We start from the raw sequence: 15,839 nt of genomic DNA, 5'->3' as shown, positions 1-15,839 counted from the left end.
AACAAGCGGTGGCGATGGCCAATAGGAAGAAACCGTGCAATGAACAAGACCACAGCGATCTATTGGATGGTGCGAGCCGGTGAGGGCGGCTTTCGCTTCGAGGACTTTCAGAGCCAGAGCCTCGTCACCATCGGCTGGCACGAGATGGGTGACCTGAACGCCTTACGCCACCGCGCCGACTTCCAGAAGGCCGCTGCGGCCGCTTACCCAAACTTGTCGACCGGCACCCTGAGCAGCTATGCCGGCCAGACCTTCCGTTTCGTGCGCGAGATGAAGGTGGGCGACAACGTGGTCACCTACAACCCCAGCGAGCGCATCTACCTGCTGGGCACGGTGGCGGGCGACTATGCGCATGCAGGCACGGCCCAGGGTGACCATCCCAACCGCAGGCTTGTGCAATGGCGCGGCACCATCGCCCGGGATGGTCTTTCGGTGGCGGCACGGGCCAGCCTGGGCTCCATTTCCACCTTGTTCCAGATACCGCTGGAGGTGGGGCAGGAACTGGAGAAGCTGGTGGCACAGCCCGCCGGCACCCTGGCCAGTCCCGCCGTGCCTCTGGATGTGACCACGGACGAAGTGGGCAGCCAGTACAAAGACATCCAGAACCAGGCATTGGAATTCATCAAGGACCGCGTCAGCGCGCTGGACTGGGCCGAGATGCAAGAGCTGGTGGCCGGCCTGCTGCGCGCCATGGGCTACAAGACGCGCGTGTCACCCAGCGGCTCGGACCGGGGCAAGGACATCGTGGCTTCACGCGATGGGCTGGGCTTTGAAGACCCACGCATCGTGGTGGAGGTCAAGCACCACAAAGACGCCATAGGATCGCCGCAAATTCGCAGCTTCCTGGGCGGACCGCATGAGCGTGACAAAGGCTTGTATGTCAGCACCGGCGGCTTCACCAAAGACGCCCGCTACGAAGCCGAACGCGGCCGCATTCCGATCGCCCTGATGGATCTGGACGACCTGGTCAAGGCGCTGCTGGAACACTACGAACAGGCCGACAGCCAGACCCAGCGCCTGGTGCCCTTGCGCAAGCTCTACTGGCCTGCCTGACCCTCCTCTCCCCGGGCCGAGTGGGGCTCGGGCTGCGCCAGCCATCCCTGGGCACCCTGCCACATGGCTTGGCGCCAGGATGAATCGTTCTGCGGTGGCGGATCCACCAAATCGGTGGGATACCAGCCGCCCCGCGTGCGCTGCAGCAGTTCCGGCACCAGCGCGCGGCCCTCTTGCAGGCGCACCAGATCACGCTTGGGTAGCTCCTTGCCCACCACCAGTACACCTGCCTGCTGCGCCACATGCACCAGGGCAGCCAGGTTTTCCACACAGGTGGCATGGCCCATGCCTCGAAGCGTTGTCGGGCGCGCCCGTTTCGTTCGTTAAAGTCCAGCTCGACTCAATCCACCAAAAAACACAGGGAGGTAGCCGAAATGAAAGACCCCTACGAAAACATCCTGATCGGCAATTTCCTCTACAGCCTGGGGCTCGTGATCGGGCGGCGGTTTCCGGACAAGCCGTTGCCGGGGGTGGTGAACCTGCTCCAGCAGACGCCGCTCGACGGTCCCTTGGGGGATGTGCTGCTCCGCTATCCAGGCGTCATCCGGCTGATCGAGTTCAAGCGGGCGTCCAACGACAGCGACAAGGAGTCGGACAAGCTCGACACCCTCAAGCTGTCGCTTGAAAACGAGCCGGCGCTGCAGCAGGTATCCCGCGCCATCCATTGGTACGTGGAGTCCTCCAAGGGGCCCTTGGACTGGCGCACCCGGGTCTGCCCCTACCTGGACTTCGCGGGGGGCCAGAGCCCTCCACTCGACTTTCAAGCATTCACGCAATCGCTGGCGGAGACGGTGGGAAAGGCGCAGGCCGAGGAGTTTCCCGATGCCCTCATCCAGCACTATCTGGACGCGGTGGCCGCTTTCTCCGGCAAGTCGGGCACGTCCTCATCGGGGCTGCTGGTGTCCGTGGGCCAGGACGGGACGCTGCACTACATCGCGCTCGAAAGCATCCGGGAGCTGCGCCAGGAGTTGCAGGTCCACCGGCAGCAGGCGGACGAGCGGAGCGCCAGCATCGCGCAGGAGCGCGCCCTGGAGCACAAGCCCCAGGGGAAAGGCCTGTCTCTGTGATGAACGATGCACAACGCAGCGTGGAGCGCATCCACCAGCTGTCCGACATGCTGCAGTCGCTGATGCAACAGGCGGCGGTGCTGCAGCAAAAGGCCGATGCCTCCATGGTCCAGTCGCGCCAGGCCTCGGACGCGCTGAAACGGGCCAGCGACCGGCTGCCCTTGACCGTGGGCACCGCCATCGAAACGGTGCTCGAGCCGGCCGCGGAAAAAGCCGCGGCGAAGATGACCGCCACCTGGGCCCAGGCGAACGCGGCGGCCGCCGAGGCCACGAGGACCTTCGCAGCGGCGCAGGAAACGCTGCAGTGGAAGATGCTGGCGTATGCCTGCACGGGGGCACTGGCCGTGGTGGTCCTGATCGCGGCGGCGATGGCCTACCTGTCTCCGACCGAAAGAGAGCTGAAGGAACTGCGCGCCGAGCGGCAGATGCTGTTGGCCGACATGGATCGGCTCAGAAAGGCGGGCGCGGGCCTGGAGGTCGCGCAGTGCACTCACCAGGGTCGGCCGAGGACCTGCGTGCGCGTGGATGCCCAGTCTCCCCGATTCGAAGGGGGCTACCTGCTTGTGCCTGCACGGTAGGAAGCGGCAAGATCCCGAACGTCCCTTCCGCTTCTTCTCCGTTTTCTTTTCTTCTTCGTTTTGCGATGAGCGCCCCGCGCAAGGCCCTGCCCCGCATCGATCCCGCCCGCTGCACCGGCTGCGGCTGGTGCGTGGCTGTGTGCCCGCCGCATGTCCTGTCGCTGCAGGTGCCGGGCCCGCAGCCGTGGGGGCGCAAGCAGTCGGTACTGCACGATGCGCCGGCCTGCACGGGGTGCGCGCTGTGTGCGGTGCGCTGTCCGTTCGATGCGATCGGCATGGTGCGCACCGGCTGAGGGCTGCCCGCGGGGCCTGTAGGACAAATCGCGTCAGGCGTCGGGGCGCTGGGCCCACCCGCGATCGGTTCCATGCATGTTGTGATCGCGTCTTGTTTGTTTAGTTGTTCACCGCACAAGGAGCACCGCATGTCCGAAAAATCCGCATCCGTCCATTGGGAAGGCGCTGGCAAGACCGGCCAGGGCCAGATCAGCACCGAGACCGGCGCGCTCAAGCAGCACCCCTATGGCTTCGGCAGCCGCTTCGGCGACGACCGCAAGGGCACCAATCCGGAGGAGATCGTGGGCGCGGCGCACGCAGCCTGCTTCACGATGGCCTTCGCGTTCGCCTGCGAGAAGGCCGGCATTTCCACCGAGACCCTCGACACCACCGCCAAGGTGCGGCTGGCCAAGGAGGGCGAGGGCTTCAAGATCGACCGCATCGCCCTCACGCTGACGGCCAAGGTGCCGGGCCTGGACGAGGCGCAGTTCCAAAAGATCGCCGCCGAGGCCAAGGCGAACTGCCCGCTGTCCAAGGCCCTGGCGAGCGTGCCCGAGATCACCCTGACCGCCACGCTCCAGGCCTGACGGCAGGCGCCGTGCCGCCCGCGCGGCCGGCGCCGCGCGTTGGAGCCGAAATGGCCTCCAGTGCAATCGATACTAGGGCATTGTGCTATCAATTAAATAGCATCAGGGCGGTGGTTGTGGGGCGTGCATCGCGTCCTGTACACTTGCCGCCCATGTCGTGCCGTTCTTCCTTTGCCACCGTCGCTCGCGTTGCCCGCCCGGGTCGCGCCGCGGTGACGCCCGCCACCGCGCGGGCCCGGATGAACGCACGAATGATTACCACCATTACCACCGCGGCGACCTAGCCTTGGTGCAGGGTGGCCGTCCCGGCGGCCACCTGGTGTCATTCCCTCCCCGAACGAACCCAGCCTGGCAGCTGGGTTTTTTGTTGGCCGTTTTGTGGCCCGTTTCTGGAGAGAGTGAGCATGTTCAACGACCCCCACCTGAGTCCCTGGTCCGCCAGCCCCGGCGAGGCCCGCGCGCCCATCCCCACGCAGCGTCCGCTGCGCGTGGGGATGATCGGCATCGGCACGGTGGGCACCGGCACCTGGCGGGTGCTGCGCCGCAACCAGGCCGCCATTGCGGGGCGCGCGGGCCGGGGCATCGAGATCGTGGCCGTGGCGGCGCGCAACCTGGCGCGGGCCGCGGCCGTGCTGGACGGCGCCGAGGGCGTGGAGCTGACGGACGACCCGCTGCGCGTGGCGACCCACCCCGGCGTGGACGTGGTGGTGGAGGCCGCTGGCGGCACCGGCCCGGCGCGCGATTGGGTGCTGGCGGCCATCGCGCACGGCAAGCACGTGGTGACGGCCAACAAGGCGCTGCTCGCGGTGCACGGCAACGAGATCTTCGCGGCGGCGCAGCAGCGGGGCGTGGCAGTGGCCTACGAGGGCGCGGTGGCGGTGAGCATCCCCATCGTCAAGGCGCTGCGCGAGGGCCTCACGGCCAACCGCATCGAGTGGGTGGCCGGCATCATCAACGGCACCACCAATTTCATCCTGACCCAGATGCGCGACGAGGGGCTGGACTTCGCGGCGGCGCTAGGCCAGGCGCAGGCGCTGGGCTATGCCGAGGCCGACCCATCGTTCGACGTGGACGGCGTGGACGCCGCGCACAAGGCCACGCTGCTGGCGGCCAACGCGTTCGGCATGCCGGTGCGCTTCGAGCGGGCGCACGTGGAGGGCATCCGCGGGCTGCAGGCGATCGACGTGGCGTGCGCCCAAGCGCTGGGCTTTCGCATCAAGCTGCTGGGCATGGCGCGCCGGAATCTGGAGGCGGGCGAGGGCGAAGACCAGGGCGTGGAGCTGCGTGTGCACCCCGCCCTGGTGCCCGCACGGCACCTGCTGGCGCAGGTGGACGGCTCGATGAACGCGGTGCTGGTCAAGGGCGATGCCTGCGGCGTGACGATGTACTACGGCGCGGGCGCAGGGTCCGAGCCCACCGCGTCGGCTGTGGTGGCCGATCTGGTGGACGTGGCGCGCCTGGCGGCCGACGGCAGCGCCGCGCACCGCGTGCCGCACCTGGCGTTCCATCCGCATGCGCAGCAGGACCGGGCGGTGAAGTCCATCGGGGATGTGCGCACGCGGCATTACCTGCGCGTGCCGGTGGCGGCGGGGCGGGCGGATGCCATCGGGGTGGTGTCGGAGCACCTGGCGCGCGCTGGGGTGGCGGTGCAATCGCTGAAGGTGCACGCCGTAGTGGCTGCGCAGGGCGATGCGGCCGTGGACCAGGTGCTGGCGCTCACGCACGAGGCCGCCGATGCGCAGGTGCAGGCGGTGCTGGAGCAACTGCGCGAGGTGCCGGGCCTGTGCGTGCAGGCGCCGGTGCGGCTGCGGGTGGAAATGCTGGAGTGACGACGGGGGCGGGCGAGGGGTCTGCTGCTGCTGCGGCGGCGGCGCGCTTGTGTGGCCCCGCCGTCCGCTCAGCGCTTTTGCTTCTGGTAGGCCTCGTGGGCTGGCTTGCCGCGGTCGGTGTCCTGCAGGCCGCGCTGCACGTCCTTGTAGGCCTGCTGCATCTCTTCGGATGGCTCGCCGCCGGTCATCTCCACCGCCTGATCGCGCTCGTGCGGCAGGCGGGGCTCGGGGCCGTCGGGGTTCTTGCTGTCGGCGTCGGGGGCGGGGTGCGACTGCGTGGTGTCGACGCGGCGCTCCTTGCGCTCGGGCACCGGGGTCTCGGAAAGGGAATCGCGGGGGGTGGACATTGCGGGGCTCCTGTCGTGTGGCTGTGCCGGAAAGGCATGGCCTCGATGCTAGGAAAGCCCCCCGGCGGCGTCTGTAGGCGGGTGCGCACAGCCGGCGACGGCGGGGGCGATTTGAAGCCTTTCAGGCCGCTGGCGCAATCAATACTAGGGTGTATTGCTATTAATTGAATAGCAGCCGGGTGGTGTTTCGGCAAGCGGCCACCCGCCGCGGCGGTGCCGGCCCCGCGCGCAATCCACGGCGGGATCGAAGCCCCTCAGGCCGCGTCCGCCGTTTCCAGCACGGGCGCGCAGTCGATGCGCGTGCGGACCGAGTTGGCAAGAAAGCACGCCGCGTGCGCCCGGTGGTGCAGCGCCTCCAGCGCCTCCTGGCTGGGCGCGTGGGCCGGGTCGAAGCGGGTGACGGGGCGCAGCTGCACGTGGGCGACCACGGGGCGGCCCTGGTCGTCCGGCGCCATCGTGCCCACGGCGTCGTCGCGGTAGTGGTCCACGCGCCAGCCGTCGCGGCAGGCCAGGTCCAGGAACCACAGCATGTGGCAGCTCGACAGCGCCGCGACGAAGGCCTCCTCCGGGTCCACCGCGGCTGCGTCGGAGTAGGGCAGGGGCACGACGTGCGGCGAGGACGACGCGGCGACGGTGGCCCCGCCGTCGAACTGCCATTGGTGGGCGCGGTGGTAGCGCCGGTCCAGGAAGGCGTCGCTGCCGCGCTGCCAGGTGATGGAGGCCAGGTGTTCTGCCATGGGGGTCTCGTTTCGGGCGGTTGGAGGGGTGGGGAACGAAGGGACGCCCCGGGAGTTTAGGGACCTCCGGCCGTGACCTGCCGAGAACCCGAACCGTTTCCGGGGCCGGCCCGGGCATGCCACACTACTGTATGTCTCAACAGGAATGGGCCGCGCAGGCCCTGCAGTCTTTCGATGCGGTGGTGGGCGCCACCGAGGGGTTCCGCAGCCGCGCCGGCCAGCGGCGCATGGCCGAGCAGGTGGCGCACACCTTCAGCGTGGCGCAGCTGGGCAAGGTGGAGGAGGGGCCCGACGGCGAGGCGCCGCCGCCCACGCGCTCCATCGCCGTCGTGCAGGCGGGCACGGGGGTCGGCAAGTCGCTGGCCTACAGCGTGCCGGCCATCGCCATGGCGATCTCGCGCGGCACGCGGGTGCTGATTTCCACGGCCACGGTGGCGCTGCAGGAGCAGCTCGTCAACAAGGACCTCCCGGCCCTGGCCGCGCGCATGGAGCAGCCCTTCAAGTTCGCCCTGGCCAAGGGCCGCGGGCGCTATGTGTGCAAGCTCAAGCTGGAGCGGCTCGCCGGCACGGGCGAGGCCCATTCGCCGGAGGAGGAGGACCTCTTCGCCGAGGAAGAGGCCGCCACCCGCGCCGCCCGCCCGCGCCAGGAGACCGAGGCGCGCATGAAGTTCTACGCCACCATGGCCGACGTGCTCGCCAAGGGCGCCTGGGACGGCGACCGCGACAGCCTGGAGGTGCCGCCCGAGTCCGAGGTGTGGAGCCCCGTGGCGGCCGAGGCCAGCTCCTGCACCGGCAAGCACTGCCCGGCCTTCAGCCAGTGCACCTACTACGACCGGCGCAAGGCGCTGGTGGCCGCGCAGGTCATCGTGGCCAACCACGACCTGCTGCTGTCCTCGCTGGGCGCGCGGCTGCTGCCCGAGCTGGACAATTGCCTGCTGGTGCTGGACGAGGCGCACCACCTGCCCGCGACCGCGCTCGACCAGTTCGCGTGCGAGGCCGACCTGTCCCGCCTGACCTGGATCGACCGCCTGGCCAGCCGCGCGCTGCGCATCGGCGCGCTGGTCGAGGTGGAGGAGATCGCCGACATCCCCAACCATTCCGCGCGCCTGCGCGCCGCGCTGCAGGACGTGGCCCGGCTGGTGATGGACGTGTACGGCGAGCAGCTGCGTGCCCCCAGGCCGGCCTGGGGCGGCCGCGCTCGCCCGCAGGCGCCCGGCATGCCCACTCGGGCCCGCGTGGCCGGCGGCGTGCTGCCGGAGGCGCTGGTGGAGCCGCTGGGCCAGATGGCGCACCACGCCGAGGGCTTTCTGAACGCGCTGCGCGCCATCGCCAAGGCCCTGCGCGCCGAGATCCGCGACAAGCCCGACGAGGCGCGGCGCCTGTCCACGCTCTATGCCCAGGTCGGCGCGCTCGCGCCCCGGCTGGAGGGCGTGCACGCCACCGCGCAACTGCTGCTGCAGGACGCGCCCGAGGGTGCCGTGCCGGCCGCCAAATGGTTCACGCTGGAGGTGGAGGGCGACTTCATCGTCGTGAAGGCGCACGCCAGCCCCATCCTGCCGGGCAACACGCTGCGCCACCACCTGTGGTCGGCCGTGCGCGGGGCGGTGCTCACCTCGGCCACGCTGACGAGCTGCGGGCAGTTCGACTTCTTCCTGCGCGAGGCGGGGCTGTTCGGCGACGAGACCGTCACCACCCTGGAGGTGCCCAGCCCGTTCGACTACGCGCTGCAGGGCACGCTGATCGCCACCGAGACCGTGGCCGACCCGCGCGAGGCCCAGGCCTTCACCGCCGAGATGGTGGATGCGCTGCTGACCGACCTGGCCATGGTCGAGTCCGGCGCGCTGGTGCTCTTCACCTCGCGCGACCAGATGCGCCAGGCCGTCGATGCGCTGCCCACCGCCATGCGCGGCAGCGTGCTGGTGCAGACCGCGCTGCCCCGCACCCAGCTGCTGGCGCGCCACCGTGAGCGCGTGGCAAGCGGCGAGCCGTCCATCATCTTCGGCATGCAGTCGTTCGGCGAGGGGCTGGACCTACCGGGCGCGCTGTGCGAATCGCTGTTCATCACCAAGCTGCCGTTCGCGCCGCCCGACGACCCGGTGGGCGAGTCGCGCGCCGAATGGCTGCGGGCGGCGGGGCGCGACCCGTTCAGCGAACTGGTGGTGCCGGCCACGGCCATCCGCCTGGCGCAGTGGGTGGGCCGCGCGATCCGCACGGAGGAAGACCGCGCCCACGTGTACTGCTACGACAAGCGGCTGGTGCGCACGTCGTATGGGCAGCGGCTGCTGAAGGGGTTGCCGCCCTTCGCGCTGGAGCGGCGCCCGGCGGCCTGAGCCCGGCCCGCAGGCGCGGGCCGGCCGGCCCCGGCGGCCCGCGCGGAGATGTCGGACATGCCCCACAGGGCCCCGGGCCGCGAGCCGACCGTGGGCGCAGCAGGGCCCCCCTACATTGGGACCTCCCTCCCGCGCCGAGCGCCCTGTGCGCGCGGCGTTCGGCCTCCTTCCCTGCTTGCCGGAGACACCCATGAGCAACGACGACACCACTTCCCCCCATGCCACGCTGTGGCGGCTGATCAAGGACATCCGCTTCGGCATGCTCACGCACCGCGCCGCCAGCGGCATGCTGCATGCCCACCCCCTGACGACTCAGAACAAGGACATCGATGAACAGTCGCAACTGTTCTTCTTCATCCCGCGCGACGGCGAGCTGTTCGAGCGCCTGCGCTCGGACAGCCAGGTCAACGTGACCTACTCCAACCCCGAGAAGGGCAGCTATGTTTCGCTGTCCGGCGCGGCCGGCTTCATCGAAGACATCGCCAAGAAAGAGGCGCTGTGGTCGCCCATGGCGAAGGCCTGGTTTCCGGACGGCGTGAACGACCCCAACCTCGTGCTGCTGGCCATCCACATCAGCCACGCCGAGTACTGGGACGTCAAGGAAAGCAAGATGACCCAGCTGTTCAAGATGGCCAAGGCGGCCGTCACGGGCAACCCGCCCAAGGACATGGGCGAGCACAAGGAACTGTCGCTGTCCTGAGCGCAGCCGTTCGCTCCCCCCATCGATCCCATCGTTTCATTCCCCCGTTCGCAAGGAGACACACCATGGCCAACGACAAGCAGGAGCCCGGCAAGGGCAAAGTGGAAAACGACCACAACCGCCAAGGCAACCAGGAGCCCACCCAAAAGAACGAAGCCCAGCGCACGCCGGAAAGCCGGCACGACCGTGATGCGCACATCGGCAGCGGCAACCAGGTGCAGTCGCGCCAGGGCTCGGCAGGCAGCGGGGGCGGGCGCGGCGCTGGCTGAAGCCGCTGCACCCCGGCAACGACAGGGGGCCTTCGGGCCCCTTTATTTTGCGCAGATGCCCTTGAAAGATTCCATAGACCATCCATATGCCATCCAATGGGATGGAAAAACGAGGTTTTTATGGCAACGACAGCACTCGAGCGCAGCAACAAGGTTCCCGATTCGGAGAAGGTGACGATCAACCTGGGGTATGTGGACCTCGGCCACATCGACCTGCTGGTGTCCGAGGGGTTCTATTCGAACCGCACGGACTTCATCCGCACCGCGATCCGCAACCAGCTGGTTGCGCAGGCCGATGCGGTGCGGCAGGTGGTGGCCCGCAAGACGCTGGTGCTGGGGCTGCAGCGGTTCGGCCGGGCCGAACTGGAGGCCGTCCAGGCCGCAGGGCAGACGCTGGAGATCCGCGTGCTGGGCCTGTGCACCATCGACGACGACGTGCCCCCTGCATTGGCCCAGGCGACCATCGCCTCGGTCCATGTGCTGGGGGCGCTGCACGCCAGCGCGGCGGTCAAGGCCGCGCTGGCCGGCCGCATCGGCTGACACCCACCGGCACGCGCCGGTGGACACGACGACAAAGGACGGACCCGCGCCTTCGGCGCTGGCGACCGGACCACCATGGCAGACCGGCCCGATTCGAAGGCGGCGGCGAGACAAGAGACACGACGAGACGAACGCGGCACGCAGCGCCCCTGGGGGCCCCGGTGCCGCCCCCGCACGCCAGGGCCCCCGCGGCCCGCTTTTCGAAAGGATTCCCCATGGACTGGAACAAGAAGGTCAAGCAGCTTCTGAACGAGGTCACCCCGCTGATGCGCACCGGCCAGCTCGCCGATGCCACCCGCGCCATCCAGCAGGCCCTGGCCGGCCAAGGCACGGCCGCAGCCACCGCGGCGGGGAGCGCTGCCGCCGGCCGTGTGGCGGCCTGGCGCGAGCGCTTCGGCGCGGCGCCCAGCAGCCCCGCCGCGGCATGGAAGGCCCCCTTCGGTGCGCCCGATGTGGAAGATGCGGTGGTCGTCGACCGGCCGGCCGCCCCGGCGCCGGACGCGCACCGGCCATCGCCGTCACCGTCGCCTCGCAGCGCGAAAGCCGAAGTCCCCGGCAGTTTCACGCGGGTGGCCTTCGCCGGCCCGGCCGGCGCGCCGCAGGACCACTACTACCTCAGCGTGCCCCCCGGCGCGGCCGCGGGCACGCCGATGCCGCTGGTGCTCATGCTCCACGGCTGCACGCAGAACCCGCAGGACTTCGCCCTCGGCACCGGCATGAACGAGGCCGCCGCGCCCGCGAACGCGCTCGTGCTGTACCCCGCGCAGGCCCAGCGCGCCAACGCCCACGGCTGCTGGAACTGGTTCCGCCCGCAGGACCAGCAGCGCGGCCACGGCGAGCCCGCCACGCTGGTCGCCATGGTGCGCGACGCGATGGCGCGCCACCCCGTGGATGCCCGCCGCGTGTACGTGGCCGGCCTGTCCGCCGGCGGGGCCATGGCCGCGCTGCTGGCGCGCGAATACCCCGATGTGTTCGCGGCCGTGGGCGTGCATTCGGGCCTGCAGGCGGGCGCCGCGCACAACGTGATGGGCGCGCTGTCGGCCATGAAGAGCGGCGCCAAGGGCACGCCCGGCCCGGCATCCCCCGCCCGCGAGGACGGGGCCGACGCCCCGCCGCTCATCGTGTTCCACGGCGATGCCGACGAGACGGTGCACGCCCGCAATGGCGATCAGCTGCTGGCTGCGGCGCTGCGGTCCGCGCCCGGTGCCCGGCCCGAGGTCGAAACCGGCCAGAGCCCCGGTGGCCAGCGCTACACGCGCACCGTGTACCGCGCCGCACCGGGCAGCGGCCCGGGCGCGGTGGTGGCCGAGCACTGGCAACTCAACGGCGCGGGCCATGCCTGGGCCGGGGGCCACGCGCGGGGCAGCTACACCGATCCGCGCGGGGTGGACGCGACGGCGCAGATGCTGCGGTTCTTCCTGGAGCACCCCCGCGCCGCCGGTTGATCGGGCGCGAGGCGCGGCGGCGGCGTCAGTCGATCACCACCTTCGCGTCCGCCACCAGCCGGGCGAAGCGCTCGGTTTCGCTGCGGATCTGCTGGGCCATCTGCTCGCGGGTGTTGCCCACCGGCTCGGCGCCGATGTCGGCCATGCGCTTGCGGAACTCCGGCGACTGGATCACCTTCACCATCTCGGCGTTCAGCCGCTCCAGGATGTCCCGGGGCGTGGCCGCCGGGGCGAGCACGCCGAACCACGTCCCCAGGTCGAAGCCTTTCAGGCCCGCCTCGTCCAGCGTCGGCACGTCGGGCAGGGCCGAGGAGCGCTGGAGGGTGGACACCGCCAGCGCCCGCAGCTTGCCGGCCTTGATGTGCGGCAGCACGGGCGTGATGGTGTCGAACGACAGGGTGATCTGGCCACCCAGCAGGTCGGTGGCCAGCGGGCCGCTGCCCTTGTAGGGAATGTGGCCGAGCGACGTGCCGGTGAGGCCCTGGAACTGCGTGCCGATCAGGTGCTGCGCGGTCCCGTTGCCGTTGGAGCCGAAGGTCAGCTTGCCCGGCTGCGCCCTGGCCTGGGCCACCAGGTCGGCCACGGTCCTGGCCGGATTGTCGGCGTGCACGACCAGCACGTTGGGCACCAGCGCCACCGTGGTGATGGGGGCCAGGTCCTTCTGGAAGTCGTAGGGCAGTTTCTTGTACACGCTGGTGGCGATGGTGTGGTGCACCGCGCCCATCAGCAGGGTGTAGCCGTCGGGCCTGGACCGGGCCACGTAGTCGGCGCCGATGGTGGCGCCGGCCCCCGGGCGGCTTTCCACGATGACGGGCTGGCCGAGCGACACCGTCAGCCGGTCGGCCAGCGCCCGCGCCAGCACGTCGGTGGTGCCGCCTGCGGGAAAGGGCACCGTCAGGCTGATGGTCTTGGTGGGCCAGGCGGCCTGGGCGAGGGCGCTGCCGCTGGCCAGCACCGGGAGGGCGGCCGCGAAAGCGTGCAGCAGCACCTGCCGCCGCCGGCGCGCGGGGAAAAGTTTCGGGGCCATGCTGGTCTCCTGGGAGAGCGCTCTGCGGCGCCTGGGGGATGGCCCGCCGCTGCGCGGTCGGGCGAAGGACGGAACGGATGAATGAAAGAAAAGGATTTCAGGCGGCCCGCCGCTGCGCTTGGCGGGTGCCGGCCAGGTGGTCGCACACTGCCTGCGTGACCTGGGCCGTGGTGGCCTGGCCACCCAGGTCCCGCGTGTGCAGGGCCGGGTCCGCGGTGACGTGTTCGATGGCCCGCATCAGGCGCCGGGCGGCGTCCGCCTCGCCCAGGTGTTCGAGCAGCATCACGGCCGACCAGAACGTGCCCACGGGGTTCGCCAGGCCCTGGCCCATGATGTCGAAGGCCGACCCGTGGATAGGCTCGAACATCGAGGGATAGCGCCGCTCGGGATCGATGTTGCCGGTCGGTGCGATGCCCAGGCTGCCCGCCAGCGCGGCGGCCAGGTCGCTCAGGATGTCGGCATGCAGGTTGGTGGCGACGATGGTGTCCAGCGTGGCCGGGCGGTTCACCATGCGGGCCGTGGCGGCGTCCACCAGCTCCTTGTCCCAGGATACGTCGGGAAAGTCGCGCGAGACCTCCAGCGCGATCTCGTCCCACATCACCATCGCGTGGCGCTGGGCGTTGCTCTTGGTGATCACGGTGAGCTGCCGTCGCGGGCGCGACCGGGCGAGCTGGAAGGCGTAGCGCAGGATGCGCTCCACGCCCACGCGCGTCATGATCGACACGTCGGTGGCGGCCTCGATCGGGTGGCCCTGGTGCACCCGGCCGCCCACGCCGGAGTATTCGCCCTCCGAGTTCTCGCGCACGATCACCCAGTCCAGCTGATCGGGCGTGCAGCGCTTGAGCGGTCCGTCGATGCCCGGCAGGATGCGCGTGGGCCGCACGTTGGCGTACTGGTCGAAGCCCTGGCAAATCTTCAGGCGCAGGCCCCACAGGGTGATGTGGTCGGGAATGTGCGGATCGCCCGCCGAGCCGAACAGGATGGCGTCCTTGCCGCGCAGGGCGTCCAGCCCGTCGGCCGGCATCATGGCGCCGTGCGCGCGGTAGTGGTCGCCGCCCCAGTCGAAGTCTTCGAACTCGAAGCGCAGCGTGTCGTCGGTGGCGGCCAGGGCCTGCAGGACCTGGCGGCCGGCGGGAATCACTTCCTTGCCGATCCCGTCTCCGGGAATGGTGGCGATGGCGTAGGTGGTCATGGGTGTTCGGTCGAAAAGCGTTGGGGACCGCGCCACTCTAGGCACCGCCGGCCTTTCGGCGCGGGGCTATAGTGAAACCATTGTTCACCTGGATTCAACAATCCAGCCGCCCGCCCACCCGGTTTTTTCCTGCCGCCTGCCCATGCCTGCCGCCCACGCCCTTCCCGCCATCCAGCCGGCCGACCTGGGGTTTTTCTCGGTGCTGGCCAGTTGCGGCAGCCTGAGCGCGGCCGCGCGCGAGCTGGGTATCACCACGCCGGCCGTCAGCAAGCACCTGGCGCTGATGGAGGCGCGCGTGGGCGTGCCGCTGGTCAACCGCACGACGCGCCGCATGGGCCTCACGCCCGAGGGCGAGCTGTACCTGGCGCACGCGCGCCGCATCCTGGGCGAGATCCACGACCTGGAAGAGCTGCTGGGCCTGTCGCGCGCGACGCCGAAGGGCCTGCTGCGGGTGAATGCCACGCTGGGGTTCGGGCGCCGTCACATCGCGCCGCTCATCTCGCGCTTCGCGCGCCTGCACCCGCAGGTGCAGGTGCAACTGCAGCTGTCCGTGAACCCGCCCGCGCTCACCGACGACGCGTTCGACGTGTGCATCCGATTCGGCGCGCCGCCCGAGGCGCGCGTGATCGCCAGGCACCTGGCGCACAACCGGCGGCTGCTGTGCGCATCGCCCGACTACCTGGCGCGCCACGGCACGCCGAAGGTGCCCAACGACCTGGTGCACCACAACTGCCTGGGCATCCGCCAGGGCGAGGAGGCCTACGGCGTGTGGCGGCTCACGCGTGGCCGCGGGCGCCGTGCGGTCACCGAGTCGGTGAAGACGCGCGGCAGCCTCACCACCAACGACGGCGAGATCGCCGTGCGCTGGGCCCTGGAAGGGCACGGCATCCTGATGCGGGCCGAGTGGGACATCGAGCGCCACCTGCGCAGCGGGCAACTGGTGCCGGTGCTGCCCGCCTACAGCACGCCCGATGCCGACATCCACGCGGTGTACCCGCAGCGCCACCAGTCCGCGGCGCGGGTGCGGGCCTTCGTCGATTTCGTGGCGCAGGCGCTGTCGGACCGGGGCAGGGCCGGCGGTGGGGACAGCGACGCGCAGTGAGCCCCTGCCGCGCGGCCGTGGCGGCGCCTTCGCGTAGGCCGGTCCGGGCACTTCGCCGAAAATGCGGGCATTCCGCACGCCGACCCCTTTGCCGCCCCGCCATGTCCCTCATCGCCGTCATCGATTTCGAAACCACGGGCATCTCGCCCGGCCAGGGCGCGCGGGCAACCGAAGTGGCCATCGTGCTGCTGGACAACGGCCAGGTGGTGGACCGCTTTCAGAGCCTGATGAATGCCGGCGCGTGGATTCCGCCGTTCATCACGCAGCTGACGGGCATCACCAATGCGATGGTGGCCGCCGCGCCCGATGCGGAGCAGGTTATGCGCGAGGCGGCGCGCTTCGTGGGCGACACGCCCATGGTGGCGCACAACGCATCGTTCGACAGCAAGTTCTGGGCGGCCGAGTTGCAGTGCGCGGACCTTCCGGCGCCCCACGCCTTCGCGTGCACCGTGCTGCTGTCGCGTCGCCTTTACCCGGAGGCGCCCAGCCACAAGCTCGGCAGCATCGTCGGCCACCTGGATCTGCCGCTGGCGGAACGCGCCCACCGGGCCCTGGCCGATGCGGAGATGGCCGCGGCGCTGCTGGGCCGCATCCAGCACGACCTGCGCACCCGCTGGGGCGTGGCCGACCCTGCGCATGCCCTGCTCATGGGCCTGCAGCGCTGCGCGCGGCCCGCGTTGGGCAAGTGGTTCGCGCAGCACGGCGCGGCGGTGGCGAAGGCCACCGCGGGCGTTTAGCACCGCTCCGGGCCCCGTTTCGCGGG

General features: G+C 70.3%; 18 protein-coding genes. 13 read left to right on the top strand and 5 right to left on the bottom strand.

Features of this window, described 5'->3' with window-relative positions; translation table 11 throughout:
- The first annotated feature begins 39 nt into the window (after positions 1-39).
- Positions 40-1,053: a restriction endonuclease gene (locus AVMA1855_RS03070; RefSeq protein ID WP_284424549.1), complete on the top strand. Its 1,014-nt coding sequence runs from the start codon at positions 40-42 to the stop codon at positions 1,051-1,053.
- Here AVMA1855_RS03070 and AVMA1855_RS03065 read toward each other — a convergent pair.
- Positions 1,038-1,340 (bottom strand): hypothetical protein, encoded by a 303-nt coding sequence (locus AVMA1855_RS03065; protein ID WP_284424548.1) that lies wholly within the window; start codon positions 1,338-1,340, stop codon positions 1,038-1,040. The two genes, AVMA1855_RS03070 and AVMA1855_RS03065, sit on opposite strands and share 16 nt — an antisense overlap.
- An 87-nt stretch (positions 1,341-1,427) precedes the next feature.
- On the opposite strand from AVMA1855_RS03065, the gene AVMA1855_RS03060 reads away from it, so the two are divergent.
- The 5 genes from AVMA1855_RS03060 (at position 1,428) to AVMA1855_RS03040 (ending at position 5,387) form a co-directional block, all read left to right on the top strand.
- Complete coding sequence (locus AVMA1855_RS03060) at positions 1,428-2,120, top strand: hypothetical protein (RefSeq protein ID WP_284424547.1); 693 nt, start codon at positions 1,428-1,430, stop codon at positions 2,118-2,120.
- Positions 2,120-2,698 carry a hypothetical protein gene (locus AVMA1855_RS03055; RefSeq protein ID WP_284424546.1) on the top strand — a complete coding sequence of 193 codons (579 nt, stop codon included), beginning with the start codon at positions 2,120-2,122 and terminating at the stop codon, positions 2,696-2,698. Before AVMA1855_RS03060 ends, AVMA1855_RS03055 begins: the two co-directional genes overlap by 1 nt.
- Before the next feature lie 65 nt (positions 2,699-2,763).
- Positions 2,764-2,991: an ATP-binding protein gene (locus AVMA1855_RS03050; RefSeq protein WP_284424545.1), complete on the top strand. Its 228-nt coding sequence runs from the start codon at positions 2,764-2,766 to the stop codon at positions 2,989-2,991.
- Between the two features lie 129 nt (positions 2,992-3,120).
- Positions 3,121-3,558, top strand: coding sequence for an OsmC family protein (locus AVMA1855_RS03045; RefSeq protein WP_272566412.1), 438 nt, complete (start codon positions 3,121-3,123; stop codon positions 3,556-3,558).
- Between the two features lie 404 nt (positions 3,559-3,962).
- Entirely contained in the window at positions 3,963-5,387 is a 1,425-nt protein-coding gene (locus AVMA1855_RS03040; protein WP_284424544.1) for a homoserine dehydrogenase, read from the top strand.
- A 68-nt stretch (positions 5,388-5,455) separates the two neighbouring features.
- Here AVMA1855_RS03040 and AVMA1855_RS03035 read toward each other — a convergent pair whose 3' ends face one another.
- Both AVMA1855_RS03035 and AVMA1855_RS03030 read right to left on the bottom strand, forming a co-directional pair.
- Positions 5,456-5,734: a hypothetical protein gene (locus AVMA1855_RS03035; RefSeq protein ID WP_284400525.1), complete on the bottom strand. Its 279-nt coding sequence runs from the start codon at positions 5,732-5,734 to the stop codon at positions 5,456-5,458.
- A gap of 254 nt (positions 5,735-5,988) precedes the next feature.
- A complete protein-coding gene (locus AVMA1855_RS03030; protein WP_272566414.1) occupies positions 5,989-6,471 on the bottom strand; it encodes an OsmC family protein in 483 nt (160 codons plus the stop codon).
- A gap of 131 nt (positions 6,472-6,602) precedes the next feature.
- Here AVMA1855_RS03030 and dinG point away from each other — a divergent pair, with 131 nt between their 5' ends.
- From dinG to AVMA1855_RS03005, 5 genes are all read left to right on the top strand, one after another.
- Positions 6,603-8,801 carry an ATP-dependent DNA helicase DinG gene (dinG, locus tag AVMA1855_RS03025; protein ID WP_284406568.1) on the top strand — a complete coding sequence of 733 codons (2,199 nt, stop codon included), beginning with the start codon at positions 6,603-6,605 and terminating at the stop codon, positions 8,799-8,801.
- 190 nt (positions 8,802-8,991) lie between these two features.
- Positions 8,992-9,501 (top strand): pyridoxamine 5'-phosphate oxidase family protein, encoded by a 510-nt coding sequence (locus AVMA1855_RS03020; protein WP_284424543.1) that lies wholly within the window; start codon positions 8,992-8,994, stop codon positions 9,499-9,501.
- 65 nt (positions 9,502-9,566) lie between these two features.
- Positions 9,567-9,770: a hypothetical protein gene (locus AVMA1855_RS03015; protein ID WP_284406566.1), complete on the top strand. Its 204-nt coding sequence runs from the start codon at positions 9,567-9,569 to the stop codon at positions 9,768-9,770.
- A 120-nt stretch (positions 9,771-9,890) separates the two neighbouring features.
- Positions 9,891-10,310 (top strand): ribbon-helix-helix domain-containing protein, encoded by a 420-nt coding sequence (locus tag AVMA1855_RS03010; protein ID WP_284406565.1) that lies wholly within the window; start codon positions 9,891-9,893, stop codon positions 10,308-10,310.
- 215 nt (positions 10,311-10,525) lie between these two features.
- Positions 10,526-11,755, top strand: coding sequence for an extracellular catalytic domain type 1 short-chain-length polyhydroxyalkanoate depolymerase (locus AVMA1855_RS03005; protein WP_284424542.1), 1,230 nt, complete (start codon positions 10,526-10,528; stop codon positions 11,753-11,755).
- Between the two features lie 25 nt (positions 11,756-11,780).
- On the opposite strand, the gene AVMA1855_RS03000 is transcribed toward AVMA1855_RS03005, so the two are convergent.
- Positions 11,781-12,782 carry a Bug family tripartite tricarboxylate transporter substrate binding protein gene (locus AVMA1855_RS03000; RefSeq protein WP_284424541.1) on the bottom strand — a complete coding sequence of 334 codons (1,002 nt, stop codon included), beginning with the start codon at positions 12,780-12,782 and terminating at the stop codon, positions 11,781-11,783.
- A gap of 97 nt (positions 12,783-12,879) precedes the next feature.
- Positions 12,880-13,974, bottom strand: a complete 1,095-nt coding sequence (locus tag AVMA1855_RS02995) for a tartrate dehydrogenase (protein WP_284424540.1) — start codon at positions 13,972-13,974, stop codon at positions 12,880-12,882.
- Positions 13,975-14,116: 142 nt separating this feature from the next.
- Here AVMA1855_RS02995 and AVMA1855_RS02990 point away from each other — a divergent pair, with 142 nt between their 5' ends.
- Together AVMA1855_RS02990 and AVMA1855_RS02985 are read left to right on the top strand one after the other, a co-directional pair.
- Positions 14,117-15,076, top strand: a complete 960-nt coding sequence (locus AVMA1855_RS02990) for a LysR family transcriptional regulator (RefSeq protein WP_284424539.1) — start codon at positions 14,117-14,119, stop codon at positions 15,074-15,076.
- A gap of 101 nt (positions 15,077-15,177) precedes the next feature.
- Positions 15,178-15,813 (top strand): 3'-5' exonuclease, encoded by a 636-nt coding sequence (locus tag AVMA1855_RS02985; protein WP_284424538.1) that lies wholly within the window; start codon positions 15,178-15,180, stop codon positions 15,811-15,813.
- Positions 15,814-15,839: the final 26 nt, after the last annotated feature.

The sequence above is a fragment of the Acidovorax sp. SUPP1855 genome, assembly GCF_030158955.1.
Classification (GTDB): Bacteria; Pseudomonadota; Gammaproteobacteria; order Burkholderiales; family Burkholderiaceae_C; genus Paracidovorax.
This window is presented reverse-complemented; position numbering and strand designations above follow the sequence as displayed.